Origin of the sequence: Mycobacterium aquaticum, assembly GCF_002086485.1 — a bacterium.
Taxonomy (GTDB): Bacteria; Actinomycetota; Actinomycetes; order Mycobacteriales; family Mycobacteriaceae; genus Mycobacterium; species Mycobacterium aquaticum.
This window is the reverse complement of record NZ_MVHF01000039.1, coordinates 56,019-69,544: the sequence shown is the minus strand read 5'-3', so window position 1 is coordinate 69,544 and position 13,526 is coordinate 56,019. Positions and strand designations below refer to the sequence as shown.

General features: G+C 65.3%; 15 protein-coding genes. 11 read left to right on the top strand and 4 right to left on the bottom strand.

The features are described 5' to 3' along the window. The coding region (locus BST13_RS28625; RefSeq protein WP_083168293.1) for a sensor histidine kinase at nucleotides 1-1,091 on the bottom strand (1,091 nt) is incomplete at its 3' end. A 183-nt stretch (nucleotides 1,092-1,274) separates the two neighbouring features. On the opposite strand from BST13_RS28625, the gene tkt reads away from it, so the two are divergent. The 11 genes from tkt (at nucleotide 1,275) to BST13_RS28570 (ending at nucleotide 11,209) form a co-directional block, all read left to right on the top strand. Then, on the top strand, nucleotides 1,275-3,425 hold the full coding sequence (gene tkt / locus BST13_RS28620; protein ID WP_083168291.1) for a transketolase: 2,151 nt from the start codon (nucleotides 1,275-1,277) through the stop codon (nucleotides 3,423-3,425). Nucleotides 3,426-3,536: 111 nt separating this feature from the next. Continuing rightward, nucleotides 3,537-4,658, top strand: a complete 1,122-nt coding sequence (tal, locus tag BST13_RS28615) for a transaldolase (protein WP_083168289.1) — start codon at nucleotides 3,537-3,539, stop codon at nucleotides 4,656-4,658. Nucleotides 4,659-4,794: 136 nt separating this feature from the next. Then, nucleotides 4,795-5,475: a ribulose-phosphate 3-epimerase gene (gene rpe / locus BST13_RS28610; protein ID WP_083168307.1), complete on the top strand. Its 681-nt coding sequence runs from the start codon at nucleotides 4,795-4,797 to the stop codon at nucleotides 5,473-5,475. Between the two features lie 36 nt (nucleotides 5,476-5,511). Continuing rightward, on the top strand, nucleotides 5,512-5,985 hold the full coding sequence (locus BST13_RS28605; RefSeq protein ID WP_083168287.1) for a ribose-5-phosphate isomerase: 474 nt from the start codon (nucleotides 5,512-5,514) through the stop codon (nucleotides 5,983-5,985). Between the two features lie 170 nt (nucleotides 5,986-6,155). Further along, entirely contained in the window at nucleotides 6,156-7,175 is a 1,020-nt protein-coding gene (fbaA, locus tag BST13_RS28600; RefSeq protein WP_083168284.1) for a class II fructose-bisphosphate aldolase, read from the top strand. Nucleotides 7,176-7,905: 730 nt separating this feature from the next. Then, the gene (locus BST13_RS28595; protein WP_083168282.1) at nucleotides 7,906-8,226 is read left to right on the top strand and encodes a hypothetical protein; all 321 of its coding nucleotides are present in this window, start codon (nucleotides 7,906-7,908) and stop codon (nucleotides 8,224-8,226) included. Beyond that, nucleotides 8,223-8,636, top strand: a complete 414-nt coding sequence (locus BST13_RS28590; RefSeq protein WP_083168279.1) for a hypothetical protein — start codon at nucleotides 8,223-8,225, stop codon at nucleotides 8,634-8,636. Before BST13_RS28595 ends, BST13_RS28590 begins: the two co-directional genes overlap by 4 nt. Beyond that, the gene (locus BST13_RS28585; protein WP_083168276.1) at nucleotides 8,633-8,833 is read left to right on the top strand and encodes a hypothetical protein; all 201 of its coding nucleotides are present in this window, start codon (nucleotides 8,633-8,635) and stop codon (nucleotides 8,831-8,833) included. The genes BST13_RS28590 and BST13_RS28585 overlap by 4 nt, the downstream gene beginning before the upstream one ends. Beyond that, nucleotides 8,830-10,251, top strand: a complete 1,422-nt coding sequence (locus tag BST13_RS28580; protein WP_083168274.1) for an APC family permease — start codon at nucleotides 8,830-8,832, stop codon at nucleotides 10,249-10,251. Before BST13_RS28585 ends, BST13_RS28580 begins: the two co-directional genes overlap by 4 nt. Then, the gene (locus BST13_RS28575) at nucleotides 10,251-10,949 is read left to right on the top strand and encodes a hypothetical protein (RefSeq protein ID WP_083168271.1); all 699 of its coding nucleotides are present in this window, start codon (nucleotides 10,251-10,253) and stop codon (nucleotides 10,947-10,949) included. The genes BST13_RS28580 and BST13_RS28575 overlap by 1 nt, the downstream gene beginning before the upstream one ends. Continuing rightward, a complete protein-coding gene (locus tag BST13_RS28570; RefSeq protein ID WP_087073396.1) occupies nucleotides 10,946-11,209 on the top strand; it encodes a hypothetical protein in 264 nt (87 codons plus the stop codon). The genes BST13_RS28575 and BST13_RS28570 overlap by 4 nt, the downstream gene beginning before the upstream one ends. A gap of 63 nt (nucleotides 11,210-11,272) precedes the next feature. On the opposite strand, the gene BST13_RS28565 is transcribed toward BST13_RS28570, so the two are convergent. The 3 genes from BST13_RS28565 to BST13_RS28555 all read right to left on the bottom strand — a co-directional run bounded on the left by BST13_RS28565 (nucleotide 11,273) and on the right by BST13_RS28555 (nucleotide 13,468). Beyond that, nucleotides 11,273-12,298 (bottom strand): ATP-dependent 6-phosphofructokinase, encoded by a 1,026-nt coding sequence (locus BST13_RS28565; protein ID WP_083168266.1) that lies wholly within the window; start codon nucleotides 12,296-12,298, stop codon nucleotides 11,273-11,275. Between the two features lie 334 nt (nucleotides 12,299-12,632). Continuing rightward, nucleotides 12,633-12,995 (bottom strand): cupin domain-containing protein, encoded by a 363-nt coding sequence (locus BST13_RS28560; protein WP_083168264.1) that lies wholly within the window; start codon nucleotides 12,993-12,995, stop codon nucleotides 12,633-12,635. Nucleotides 12,996-13,105: 110 nt separating this feature from the next. Next, nucleotides 13,106-13,468, bottom strand: a complete 363-nt coding sequence (locus BST13_RS28555; protein ID WP_064947532.1) for a cupin domain-containing protein — start codon at nucleotides 13,466-13,468, stop codon at nucleotides 13,106-13,108. Nucleotides 13,469-13,526 lie beyond the last annotated feature (58 nt).

Below are 13,526 nucleotides of genomic sequence, written 5' to 3'. Positions count from 1 at the left end.
GGCAGGTCGAGGGGGAGGGTGACGAATACGTCTGCACCCCAGCGTGGCATGACCTCGACCCGCAGCTGCCCGGCCAGCGCCTGGACCTGCCGGTCCAGCCGACCGATGCTGGGCGCATCGGCGTCGAGCATGCCTCGGCCGTCGTCGCGCACATTGATCAGCAGGTTCTCACCGTCGCAGTCCCACTGCGTACGCACCCGGCTGATCTCCGGCTGCTCCATCATGGCCAGCACGAGGCCCCGGACGATGGCGCGGCCCGCGTGGGCGACTTCGCCGGGCAGTGCCCTGCCGTTCTGCGGGGGTTCGATGAATTCGATCTCGAGGCCGCTGAACCGCGTGAGCGGTCGCAGGTCCTCGCGTAGGCGTTCGAAGGCGATCGCGACCGGCACCTCGACCAGGCCCGTCGTGCGATCACTGTGCGTCCGCAGCCCGACCAGGGCCTTGGCGGCGAGATCGGTGACGGTCGTGCGTGCGGTCGCGTCATCGAGTGACGACGAGCGCAGGGCCGCCAGCAGGGTCTCCAGGGTGGTGGAGTGCAGATCGGTCAGTTCCGCGGTCACACGGACCCGTTCAGCTGAGGCGGCCCGCGATTCCAGCAGGTACGACGGCGGCGCGTCGGCCACCTTCTCCTGGATGCGCTGGGCGGCGAGGCGCCACAGATACGTCACCAGGTCCAGTCCGGTGTCATGGTCCGCGCCGGCCGCCGGTTCCGGATCCGTGAGGACGAGCAGGGCGCCGCTGGAGGGGTGTTTGAGCGCGTACAGCGGGCGGGGCTCGCCGGCGAGCTCAGCTTTGCCGGACCAGAACGTCTCGTCACCCAGGCTGGTGCGAAGTGCGTCGAGTTCGGTGATGGAGACCCGCGAGATGATCTCTTCGGCGCCGGCCTTCTTCTGCGGCCGGCCCGTGCAGTCTTCGGTGAAGATCACCAGCGCACTGCTTTTCAGGTAGGGGAGGGTAGCGGTGCGGAGGCGCTCGGCTATCTGGATGAGCGGGGCCTCGGCCAAGGACGCGATGGTGTGCAGAAGCGGCCACGGCAGGCCTGTGGTGAGCAAGGAGTCTGCCTTCAGCGGCTGGTCGATGGCTGTGCTCATGCGGTCAGTCTATCGCGGCCTACCGCGGATGAAATCGTCCAGCCAGTCCGAAAGTGTAGTCCTAACCGTCAGAAAATAGCGTTTCCCCTGCCCGTTTGGTTCGCGATCATCGATATCACGCGATCGACCAGAAGTATCCGTGCGGCCGTCACGGGCCGATGACCGAATCAAAGGGGATAAAACGTGACTCAGACAGCAGATGCGATCGGCACCGTGTCCGATTCCACGTCATTGAACTGGACGGCCGAGGACCAGCGCGCTGTGGACACCGTCCGGGTTTTGGCCGCGGACGCGGTGGAGAAGGTCGGCAATGGTCACCCGGGTACGGCGATGAGCCTGGCCCCGGCGGCCTACTTGCTGTTCCAGAAGCTGATGCGGCACGACCCCAGCGACGCCGAATGGCTGGGCCGGGACCGGTTCATCCTGTCGCCGGGACACTCGTCGCTGACGCTGTACATCCAGCTGTTCCTCGCCGGCTACGGCCTTGAGCTCGAAGACCTGCAGGCCTTCCGCACCTGGGGCTCGCTGACGCCGGGCCACCCGGAGTACAAGCACACCAAGGGCGTCGAGATCACCACCGGCCCGCTGGGCCAGGGCCTGGCGTCCTCGGTCGGTTTCGCCTACTCGCAGCGTCGCCTGCGCGGCCTGCTCGACCCCGACGCCGCCCCCGGAACCTCCCCGTTCGACCACACCATCTGGGTCATCGCCTCCGACGGCGACCTGCAGGAAGGTGTGACCTCCGAGGCTTCGTCGCTGGCCGGACACCAGGAGCTGGGCAACCTCGTCGTGGTCTACGACGAGAACCACATCTCGATCGAGGACGACACCGACATCTCCTTCACCGAGGACGTTCTCAAGCGCTACGAGTCCTACGGCTGGCACGTTCAGCGCGTGGACTGGACCCGCACCGGTGAGTACAAGGAAGACGTCGAGGAGCTTCACGCCGCGTTGCTGGCGGCCAAGGCCGAGACCTCGAAGCCGTCCATCATCTCGCTGCGCACCATCATCGGCTATCCCGCCCCGAAGAAGCAGAACACCGGCAAGATCCACGGTTCTGCGCTGGGCGCCGAGGAAGTCGCGGCGGTGAAGGAAGTTCTGGGCTTCGACCCCGCCAAGTCCTTCGAGGTCGAGCCGGCCATCCTGGCCCACGCTCGTGAGGCCGTGGACCGTGGAGCTGCCGCACGTCGCGAATGGGAAGAGTCCTTCCAGGCCTGGCAGGCCGCCAACCCCGAGGGCGCCGCACTTCTGCAGCGCATCGAGGCCAGGCAGCTGCCCGATGGCGTCGACGCCGTTCTGCCGACCTTCGAAGCCGGCAAGGACGTCTCGACCCGTGCCGCATCCGGCAAGGTCCTCAACGCTCTGGGCCCCGTGCTGCCCGAGCTCTGGGGCGGTTCGGCCGACCTGGCCGAGTCGAACAACACGACCATCGAGGGATCGCCTTCGTTCATTCCGGAATCGCGCTCGACGAACGCGTGGAAGGGCAACCCCTACGGTCGGGTCCTGCACTTCGGCATCCGTGAGCACGCTGCCGCCTCGATCGTCAACGGCATCTCGCTGCACGGCCCCACCCGCGCGTTCTCCGGTACGTTCCTGATCTTCAGCGACTACCAGCGCCCGGCCATCCGGCTGTCCGCCCTGATGGGTGTGCCGTCGGTCTACGTCTGGTCGCACGACTCGATCGGCCTCGGCGAGGACGGCCCGACCCACCAGCCCGTGGAGCAGCTGTCGACGCTGCGTGCCATCCCCGGCCTGGATGTCGTTCGTCCCGGCGACGCCAACGAGGTCGGCGTGGCGTGGAAGACCATCCTGGAGAACCACGAGAACCCGGCAGGCATCGTGCTGACCCGCCAGAACATCCCGACCTTCGCCCGCGGCGAAGGTGCGGCCGAGGGTGACACCTTCGCGTCCGCAGCCGGGGTGGCCAAGGGTGGCTACGTGCTGGCGGAGGCCTCGAAGGACGGCGCCACCGTGCCGGCCCAGGTGATCCTGATCGCCACCGGTTCCGAGGTTCACCTGGCGGTCCAGGCTCGCGAAGCCCTGCAGGCCGAGGGCATCGCCACCCGCGTGGTCTCGATGCCGTGTGTCGAGTGGTTCAACAAGCAGGACGCCGCCTACCGCGAGTCCGTGCTGCCCGCCGCCGTCACCGCCCGCGTCTCGGTCGAGGCCGGTCTGGCCCTGGGCTGGAAGGAACTGGTCGGCGACGCCGGTCGTTCCGTCAGCCTCGAGCACTTCGGTGCCTCGGCGGACTACAAGCGCCTGTTCAAGGAGTTCGGCATCACCACCGAAGCGGTTGTCGCTGCCGCCAAGGACTCCATCGCCGCCGCAGGCAAGTAACCCCTCAGCTGCATGGCCGCCGGCGCGCCGCGGGACCGCCCACTGGGCCGTCCCGCGGCGCGACCGCAAACCAGCCAACGTATTCGATATTCGAAGGAAGAAGCAGAAGCGATGAGCAACGCAACCCCCACTGCACAGCTTTCCGAAGCCGGCGTTTCGATCTGGCTCGATGACCTTTCCCGCAGTCGCCTCGACAGCGGTTCGCTGCAGAAGCTGATCGACGAGAAGAGCGTCGTCGGTGTCACCACCAACCCGTCGATCTTCCAGGCCGCGATCACCACCGGTAACGACTACGACGCGAAGATCGCCGAGCTCGCCGCTCGCGGCGCCAACGTCGAAGAGACCATCTTCGAGATCACCACCGCCGACGTCGCCGACGCCTGCGACCTGTTCGCGCCGGTCGCCGCCGCCACCGACAATGTCGACGGTCGCGTCTCCATCGAGGTCGACCCGCGCCTGGCGTGGGACGCCGCAGGCACCATCGCCGAGGCGAAGAACCTCTACAAGAAGGTCGCCAAGGACAACGTCCTGATCAAGATCCCGGCCACCCGTGAGGGCCTGGAAGCCATCAGCGCCGTCCTGGCCGAGGGCATCAGCGTCAACGTGACCCTGATCTTCTCGCTGGAGCGCTACCGCGCCGTGATCAACGCCTTCCAGTCCGGTCTGGAGCAGGCTCAGAGCAACGGCCACGACCTGTCGAAGATCCACTCGGTCGCGTCCTTCTTCGTCTCCCGCGTGGACACCGAGATCGACAAGCGCCTCGACGCGCTGGGCACCGACGAGGCCAAGGCGCTCAAGGGCAAGGCCGGTGTCGCCAACGCCCGCCTGGCCTACCAGGTCTACGAGGAGCTCTTCAGCACCGAGCGCTGGGCACTGCTGGCCAAGGCCGGTGCACGCCCGCAGCGTCCCCTGTGGGCCTCGACCGGTGTGAAGGATCCGGCCTACCCGGACACCCTCTACGTCACCGAGCTCGTCGCCGCCAACGTGGTCAACACCATGCCGGAGAAGACCCTCGACGCCACGTTCGACCACGGCGTCGTCACCGGGGACACCATTACCGGCAAGTACGACGAGGCGAAAGAGGTGCTCAGCGCCATCGAGGGCCTCGGCATCTCCTACGATGATGTCGTCGCACTGCTCGAGTCCGAAGGCCTGGACAAGTTCGTCGCCAGCTGGAAGGACCTCCTGGCCGACGTCGAGGGTGTCCTCGCTTCTGCCAAGAAGGGTTCCTGACCCGTCTCCGGGTTGCCTCGGCCGCCGTGGGGACCGAAACGTCTCCACGGCGGCCGGCAACCGGGCCGCGGCGCGATCCGTGGCCGAAGGCCCGATCTCGCATGCCCTGACTGACCGCTATCGAAAGGCAGACACCATGTCCGCTTCACCGCAGAAATGCTGTATCAACCCCAGCATCCTCTCGGCCGACTTCGCCAACCTCGAAGCCGAACTGGCTCGCATCAGCAACGCTGATGCTGCGCACGTGGATGTCATGGACAACCACTTCGTCCCGAACCTGACGATCGGTCTGCCGGTCGTTCAGCGGTTGCAGAAGGTGAGCCCGATCCCGCTGGACGCCCACCTGATGATCGCTGACGCCGACCGCTGGGCACCCATGTTCGCCGACGCCGGTCTGGACTCGGTGACATTCCATGTCGAGGCTGCGGTCGCGCCCATCAAACTCGCCCGCGAACTGCGTGCGCGTGGTTCGAAGGCGGGCATGGCCCTGCGCCCGGCCACTCCGGTGGAGCCGTACCTGGACATGCTCTCCGAACTGGACATGCTGCTGATCATGACCGTGGAGCCGGGCTTCGGCGGCCAGGCCTTCCTGGACGTCACGCTGCCCAAGATCCGCCGGGCTCGTGAGGCGGTCGACGGTTCCGGCGTGAACGTGGCCATCCAGGTCGACGGTGGCGTCACCGAGGAGAACATCGCCCGCGCCGCCGAGGCCGGTGCCAACATCTTCGTGGCGGGATCTTCGGTGTACGGGAAGCCGTCTCCGGAGGAAGCCATCGAATCGCTACGCAAGAACGCCCAGCTCGCATTTGCCAAGTAACGCCGGATCCCCGACAAGTCTGAAGGACCCAGATACATGCGCGTTCATATCGCAACCGACCACGCCGGCATGGAGCTCAGCTCCCACCTGATCGAAGCCCTGTCAGCCAAGGGCTACGAGATGATCAACCACGGGCCCAAGGTCTACGACGCCGAGGACGACTACCCGGCCTTCTGCATCAATGCCGCACTCGCGGTGGTGGCCGATCAGGCCGCCGGTGTGGACGCCCTCGGGATCGTGCTTGGCGGCTCGGGCAACGGTGAGCAGATCGCTGCCAACAAGGTCAAGGGCGTGCGCGCGGCCCTGGTGTGGAACCTCGACACGGCGAAACTGGCCCGCGAGCACAACGACGCCAACGTCGTTGCGGTCGGCGGCAGGCAGCACTCCGTGGAAGAGGCCACCGAACTGATCGAGGCGTTCCTGGCCGAGCCGTTCAGCAATGCCGAGCGCCACGTCCGGCGGATCGGCAAGATCGCCACCTACGAAACCACCGGCGAGGTCGTCGAGTAATCCGGCGTTTCCGCCAAGCGCTCGACGCCTCGGTACGGCAGCCGTCGACCTTCCCGGGCCAGAAGGCTGGGCAGGTCGACGGCTGCGCTGCTGGGAACCGACATTGGTGCGGTGCCTAGGGTTAGGCCGAAGCTCGTTCCCGCCGACGAAAACTCAACACAGGAGGCAGCATGCCCATAGCAACACCAGAGATCTACGCCGAGATGCTCGACCGTGCGAAGTCGGGCGGCTTCGCTTACCCGGCCGTGAACGTCACGTCTTCCCAGACGCTGAACGCGGCTCTACGTGGCTTCGCCGACGCCGAGTCCGACGGCATTCTCCAGATCACCACGGGCGGCTCGGCCTACTGGTCGGGCGCCTCGGCCAAGAACATGGTGGTCGGGTCGCTGGCCTTCGCGGCTTTCGCGCGCGAGGTCGCCAAGCAGTACAACGTGAACATCGCGCTGCACACCGACCACTGCCCCAAGGACAAGCTGGACGGTTTCGTGCTGCCCCTGCTGGCCGCCTCTGAGGAAGAGGTCAAGGCCGGTCGTAATCCGCTGTTCAACTCGCACATGTGGGACGGCTCCGCGGAGACCCTTGAGGAGAACCTGCGGATCGCCCGTGAGCTGCTCCCGCGCACCGCGGCGGCCAAGATGGTGCTCGAAGTGGAGATCGGCACCGTCGGTGGTGAGGAAGACGGCGTCGAGAACGCCATCAACGAGAAGCTCTACACCACGGTCGACGATGCCCTGGCCACGATCGACGCCCTTGGCTCAGGCGAGAACGGCCGCTACATCACGGCTCTCACCTTCGGCAACGTGCACGGTGTGTACAAGCCGGGTGGCGTGAAGCTGCGCCCGGAGATCCTGAAGGACATCCAGGAGCAGGTCGGTGCCAAGATCGGCAAGGTCAAGCCGTTCGACCTGGTCTTCCACGGCGGCTCGGGCTCGAGCGAGCAGGAGATCGCCGACGCTGTCTCCTACGGCACGATCAAGATGAACATCGACACCGACACGCAGTACGCGTACACGCGTCCCGTCGCCGACCACATGCTGAAGAACTACGACGGTGTGATCAAGGTCGACGGCGAGATCGGTAACAAGAAGACCTACGATCCGCGCGTGTGGGGCGCCAAGGCCGAAGCCGGGATGGCGGCACGGCTGGTCGAGGCCACCCAGCAGCTCGGCTCGGCCGGTAAGACATTCTGAGCCTCTCGTAGAGCCCTCACGTGGCCGTGGGGGTACGTGAGGCGGCACGCGGCACGGCGTGATGGACGCTGTGCCGTCATAGCCATCGCACTGGCAAACCGTCACGGCCCGGGCGCTCGCCCGGGCCGTTGTCGGCGTGCGCGCCGGCCGGCCCGACGCCGGCGAATAACGAATCAGGTCAAAGCCTTTCGGGTGTACGCGGGCCCCGGCAGGGCCCCTCGGACGGCCCGTGAACGCCGTCCCGTGGCCTTGGTGGGCCAGTTCTCAGATTCGGGTACCACGTCCCTCAACTGGGCATATCCGGACATCACACCGAGTCGCACGATGTGACTCTTGACACATGGCCCGGGACGTTGTTCCATTCTTACTGGGAAACAGAGTTTCGTGTAGGGAAACCGGCTTTGCGTCGTCATCGGAGTGTCTCCGAGAACGAGAGCCCGTAAGGAGATCCACGTGGACCGTCGAGGTCAGTTCGGTGAGTGGCGACTCGTCCGCTCGTCGAACCTGCCTTCGGCGCTACAGCCCACGCCTCCGTATCCCTAGTGCTGCGGCTCCTTCGACGTCGTGCAGGACGTCGAAAGCCGCTCGTTGGCAACTCGCCACAACTCCGCTGAAATTCGACGAAATTTCTGTCGTTCCCTGAAAAACCGATTCGGTGCCCCCCACCATTCTGGCATTTCTTCGATGCCGTGAAGAATGCGGCTGATGCCGCAGGAAGAGGTAAATTGTCATGGACCCTGGCCTCGATGCACGGATTCAATCCATGTTCAAGCGAGATGTCGGCGTCGCTACATTACTCGCGGCTTTGATGTGGGCGACTTTGCTATTCACGTACGTCGCCGCTTTCAGCGTCATCGACGACGTGAAAGTCAAGGCCATTCTCGCGGTCGCGTTCATCATCTTGGGAACGTTCAATTCGCTGGGGCTGCTCTCGATGAGCCGGCGTTACAAGATCGAGCGTGAGCACGTCTACGGCGAGGACATTCACCACCTGGACGCGAACCGGAAGGCCAAGCAGGCCACGCGCAGCGCGGAGGTGACCGCGGCATGACGAATGCGACATCGGACTCCACGCGGCAGTCGAAGGCCGGACAGTTCGTGGACGCAGCGAGCCTGATCGCCTTGCTGTTCATCACGCTGTTCGTCACGACCTTCGTCTTCGCGCAGGAGGACCAAGCGCCTGCCGCATCGGAGCCCACCGCCATCTCGCAGCTCAATATGAGCCCGGCGGAAAAGCAACAGTTCGAACTCATGAAGTCGAAAGACATGGTCGACGATGCGACTGTTGGGGATCTGGCCACGGCCAATACGCCGAGCGACAACAAATACACGATCGAATGGCTGCCGCTGATCGGGATAACCGCGCTGGCTGCCGCATACCTGGCATTCGTGTATCTCATGTCGTTCCGCGAATACCGCGAAGTCATCACAGCCAGGTTCGGACCGGGACGGGAATCATGAATTTTTGGACTCTTTTCGAATACGGCGCCTGGGTTCTCGCCGCGCTGGTCGCCGCCTGGATGCTTTTCGACGCGTACAAGGTCAGCCGCGACTACGACGAGGAATTCCTCGTGCACACCATTGAGGATCTCGGCGAGGACGCGCAATGGCAGCATTTGTCCGGCGAGTCGGATGACATTGAAAGGCGTCAATCATGAGCGAAGTTAGCACCGGTGGAGGCACCGAAGCGCTCACTCTGAAGAAGGTGCTCGGCCCCATCCATATCTGGGGGTTGGGTGTCGGCATCGTGCTGGTCGGCGAGTTCATGGGCTGGAACTTCACGGTGGAGAAGGGCGGCCTGTACGGATCGCTCATCGCCTGTTGGTTCGTCGGCCTGCTCTACACCTGCGTCGTCATGATCAACTCCGAGGTCGCGTCGGCGATCCCGGCAGCCGGTGGTCAGTACGCGCAGGCCAAGCACTCGATCGGCCCGCTGATGGCGTTCAACGTGGGGCTGTATCTCACCATGGCCTACACCATGCTGGAAGCCGCCAACGCGAACGTTCTCGGCGACCTGCTCACCACGATGTCGGGGTTGCTCGGTAACAAGCAGCACCTGTCGGCCTATCCGTTCGCCGTACTGGCAATCCTGCTGCTCGCGCTGCTGAACTACCGCGGCGTGCTGGCGACCCTTTCGGTCAACTTCATCATCACGGGCTTCGCCTTCTTGACCATCATCGCGCTGTTCATCGGGGTCTCCGGCTGGGACATGGGCACGCAGTTCAGCGCACTGGTCTCATCGGCCGATGCCGGGCTTCCCTACGGGTGGATCGGCGTGATCGCGGCCTTCCAGTTCGGCATGTGGTTCTACCTCGGCATCGAGGGCACCGCCCAGGCCGCGGAGGAGTGCCGCTCGCCGAGCCGGTCGATCCCGCTCGGCAGCCTCGCCGGCATCATGACGCTGATCATCGCGGCGAGCCTCACCTGGTACCTCTGCGCGTCTCTTCTGCCCTGGCAGTACCTGGGCACGTCGATCACACCGCTGTTCGACGCCGCGCAGCTCACCCATTCCGGTGTGCTCGTCTGGCTGCTGTTCCTCGGCACGCTCGCGGCGACGCTGGCCTCGGCCAACGGCTGCATCACCGACTCCTCCCGGTCCTGGTTCGCGATGAGTCGCGACCGTTACCTGCCGGAGTGGTTCGGCGCCGTGCACCCGCGGTACCGGACGCCGTACCGGTCGATCCTGTTCCTGGTGCCGGTGGCGATCGCCTTCGCGATCCTTCCGCTGCTGCTCAACAAGCCGACGCTGCTGTCGACCGTGATCACGTTCTCGATCCTGTCGGGCCTCCTGACCTACGCGTTCATGGTGGTCAACATGCTGCGGTTCCGGAAGCTGTGGCCGATCGGCTCCATCAAGCGGGCCTACACGCTGCCGATGCATCCGATCCCTTCGATTGCACTGGCAGTGATCGCGGCGATCGTGTTCTTCGCGACGTACCTGGGCTACGGCACCACACTGATGTCGATCCTGGTGTTCTACTTGCTCGCCTCGGTGTGGTTCGTGCTCCGGCGGTTCAAGTACGTCGACCGGGACGCCGAGTTCACCGCGCCGTTGCCGCGTCCTCGAGGTTACTGATGTCCGGAACGCTCTGGGTCGCGCTGACGATGGCCGCAGTGGGGGCGGTGGTGCTGACCTACCAGCACCGCCGTCACCTGGCCCGCGTTCAGCGCGACCGGGCGGCATTGTTCGAGCACGCCACCGACGTGCTCGAACAATGCCGCGTCGTTCCCCGCGGACTCGAATTCCCGCTGATGTATGGGCGATTCGAGGGCCGCGACGTCCGGGTGGAGCCGGTGGTCGACGCTCTCGCGCTACGCACCGTGCCGGTGCTGCGCCTGATCGTCACCATGCGTGAACACATTCCCGGGCAGCCGAGTTTGTCGGTGTTGAGCAACGAGACCGGCAACGAGTTCTACTCCGGTCACCGTGATCTGCTGCGGTGGCGCGACCCGGCCTGGCCCAAGTGGGTGTCGGTGGCCTGTGACCCCGACGGCGTCGACCGTGAATTGGCTGACGCCGCAGTCGGTTTGGTTACCGAGGATGCCGCGGTCAAGCAGGTTCTGGTGACCGAGCGGGGTGTCCGCTGCGTCGTTCGTGGCGCACAGGCGAATTCGACGGCATACCGGGTCACTCGGCGGGCTGATCTCTCCGAAGCGCGGGTGACGGCGGAGGATCTGTACAAGGCGGTCACCATGATCGACGGGCTCTGCGATCAGGCTGCCGGCCTGAACTCGCGTCGCCCGGTAGCAGTATCGGAGGCAGAGTCGCTGTGAACCGACTGATTCATCCCTTGATGGTCCTCGGCATCGCCATACTCCTACCCGGAGTGGGGCAGGTCGTGAACGGACAACCCCGCCGGGGCCTGGTGTTCGCCTTCTACATCGTGTTGCTTGGCGTGGTCACGTACATGGTGGCACCGCCGGAAGCCTCTGCCATCGGACGCGTGGCCGGAGGGGTTTTCGTGTACGCACTGAGCCTGCTCGACGCCTATCAGGTCGCTGCCAAGCGCTGGCACAGAGCCAAGCACGTCTGACGAGAAAAGCATTGAATCTGGCCGATCCGCCTCCGGGCGGGTCGGCCAGATTCGTTGTGGGACTCAGCCGAACAGGTATGCGGCCTCTTCGTAGCGCTTCAGCGGAACGGCCTTGAGGTTGCCGAGGGCCTCCTCGAAGCTCACGTGTTCGATCTCCGTGCCTTTCAGCGCAACCATGGTGCCCCAGTGGCCGGCGACCACGGAGTCGATGGCCGCCATGCCCAGCCGGGTGGCCAGGACCCGGTCGAACGCCGACGGCACGCCGCCGCGCTGGATGTGGCCCAGGATGGTGGCGCGGGTCTCGATGCCGGTGCGACTTTCGATCTCGGGCGCCAACTGGTCGGCGATCCCGCCGAGCCGGGGACGGCCGAAGGCGTCCAGCCCGCGCGTGGAGTGCGGGGATTCCATGTGCTCGGGCACAAACCCTTCGGCCACCACGACCAGCGGTGCGCGCCCGCGGGAGTGGGCGCCCTTCACCCACTGGGTGATTTGGTCGATGCTGATCTTCTGTTCCGGGATGAGGATGGCGTGGGCACCGGCCGCCATGCCTGCGTGCAGCGCGATCCAGCCCGCGTGCCGGCCCATGACCTCGGCGATGATGCACCGGTGGTGTGATTCGCCCGTGGTGCGCAGCCGGTCGATCGCTTCGGTGGCGATCTGCACCGCGGTGTCGAAACCGAAGGTGTAGTCCGTGGCATCGAGGTCGTTGTCCACGGTCTTCGGGACACCCACGATCTTCAGCCCGGCATCGGTCAGGCGCTTGGCGGCGGCCAACGTTCCCTCACCGCCGATGGCGATGATCGAGTCGATGCCCAGCCGGGCCATGTGGCCCTTGATCACCTCGGGTCCGCCGCCGTTCTCGAACGGGTTGGTGCGCGAGGTACCCAGGATGGTGCCGCCCTGCTTGGCGATGCCGCGAACCATGCTGCGCGGGATGTCGATGACGTCGCCCTGGACCACGCCGCGCCAGCCGTCAAGGAAGCCAACGAATTCGAGACCGTGGACGGCAATGCCTTTGAGCACGGCGGCGCGGATGACCGCGTTCAATCCGGGGCAGTCGCCGCCGCTGGTGAGGATTCCGATTTTCATGTTTCGACTCAGCTCGTTGGAGGTAGGTGCGACACAACGTATTTGGCCACCGCCGGCTCCTCGGTATCGCCTCGCAGCTGGCTCGGTGCCGGCGCTGCGGGCCCATGATTGCTGCGCGGACGGAGTGCGAGTGGTCGAACTCGGCGGTTGATCGAGGGTGGGTGACGCATCTCGCTATCGTCAAGGGCCGTCGCAGTATTCAAGTGAATTGCGCCGAGGCCGTGCAGTGACGGTCGATGGCATCATCACGCCGGTGGTGAGGTCAGGAAGGCTCTTCGGGGATCCCGGTGGGCTGTCAGGCCCGAGGACGTGCCCCGGGCCTGACAAGCACCGACTACTTCGCGTAGACCACGAAGAACTTGCGGATGCGCTCCTGGATCTCCCAGGTTCCCGTCCACCCAATGGGGAAGAAGGCGGCAGAGCCGGCTTCGAGGGTGATGGGGGATCCGCCATCCTGGGTGACGATCATGCGCCCTTCGAGGACGTGGATGATCTCACCGCGGTCGATGAACTCCCAGCGGGACAGGCCCGGCTGGGCCTCCCAGACACCGGAACGGATGCCGTGGTCTTCATCGATGAACGGAACGGAAGAGCGCGTGGCGATCGGGTCGCCCAGCACCTCGGCCGAGGGCTGGCCGAGCTGAGCCACTTCGAGGTTCTCCTCGAAACGGTCGACGGGCCGGAAAACTTCGGTCATTGGTTGTGCCTTTCTGTTTTCTGTTTTCTCTGTGCGGGCATGGATCTCGTGACGTCCCAATCACACAGACAGGCCCGGGGGTATACCCCTGGGCCTGGCCGCGCATCGGGTTAAGCCGCGAAGATCACGAAGAACTTGCGGATCCGCTCCTGGATTTCCCAGGTGCCCTTCCATCCGATGGGGAAGAAGGCGGCAGAGCCGGCTTCCACGGTGACGGGCTCGCCGCCATCCTCTGTGACGACCATGCGGCCTTCGAGGACGTGGATCGATTCGCCCCGGTCCAGGAACTCCCAGCGGGACAGGCCGGGGTTGGCCTCCCAGACGCCGGAGAGGATGCGCTCGTCGTCGCTCTTGAAGGGAATGGCGATGCGGGTCGGGATCTCGTCACCGATCACCTCGGCCAGGGGCGGGGCGAGCAGGGCTTCGTCGAGCTTGCCCTCGAAAAGTTCTGCGGGACGGAAGGTTTCGGTCATAGGGTTCAGCTTTCTGACGTCTGCGGGGAACTGTGGTGAGTGGGCCGGTGGGGACCGA

Coding starts and splice junctions, on each gene's coding strand:
- BST13_RS28585 (WP_083168276.1), top strand. CDS start 8,633: ATGAATTTTTGGACTCTTTTCGAATACGGCGCCTGGGTTCTCGCCGCG.
- fbaA (WP_083168284.1), top strand. CDS start 6,156: ATGCCCATAGCAACACCAGAGATCTACGCCGAGATGCTCGACCGTGCG.
- BST13_RS28595 (WP_083168282.1), top strand. CDS start 7,906: ATGGACCCTGGCCTCGATGCACGGATTCAATCCATGTTCAAGCGAGAT.
- rpe (WP_083168307.1), top strand. CDS start 4,795: ATGTCCGCTTCACCGCAGAAATGCTGTATCAACCCCAGCATCCTCTCG.
- BST13_RS28605 (WP_083168287.1), top strand. CDS start 5,512: ATGCGCGTTCATATCGCAACCGACCACGCCGGCATGGAGCTCAGCTCC.
- BST13_RS28555 (WP_064947532.1), bottom strand. CDS start 13,468: ATGACCGAAACCTTCCGTCCCGCAGAACTTTTCGAGGGCAAGCTCGAC.
- tal (WP_083168289.1), top strand. CDS start 3,537: ATGAGCAACGCAACCCCCACTGCACAGCTTTCCGAAGCCGGCGTTTCG.
- BST13_RS28560 (WP_083168264.1), bottom strand. CDS start 12,995: ATGACCGAAGTTTTCCGGCCCGTCGACCGTTTCGAGGAGAACCTCGAA.
- BST13_RS28590 (WP_083168279.1), top strand. CDS start 8,223: ATGACGAATGCGACATCGGACTCCACGCGGCAGTCGAAGGCCGGACAG.
- BST13_RS28580 (WP_083168274.1), top strand. CDS start 8,830: ATGAGCGAAGTTAGCACCGGTGGAGGCACCGAAGCGCTCACTCTGAAG.
- BST13_RS28575 (WP_083168271.1), top strand. CDS start 10,251: ATGTCCGGAACGCTCTGGGTCGCGCTGACGATGGCCGCAGTGGGGGCG.
- BST13_RS28565 (WP_083168266.1), bottom strand. CDS start 12,298: ATGAAAATCGGAATCCTCACCAGCGGCGGCGACTGCCCCGGATTGAAC.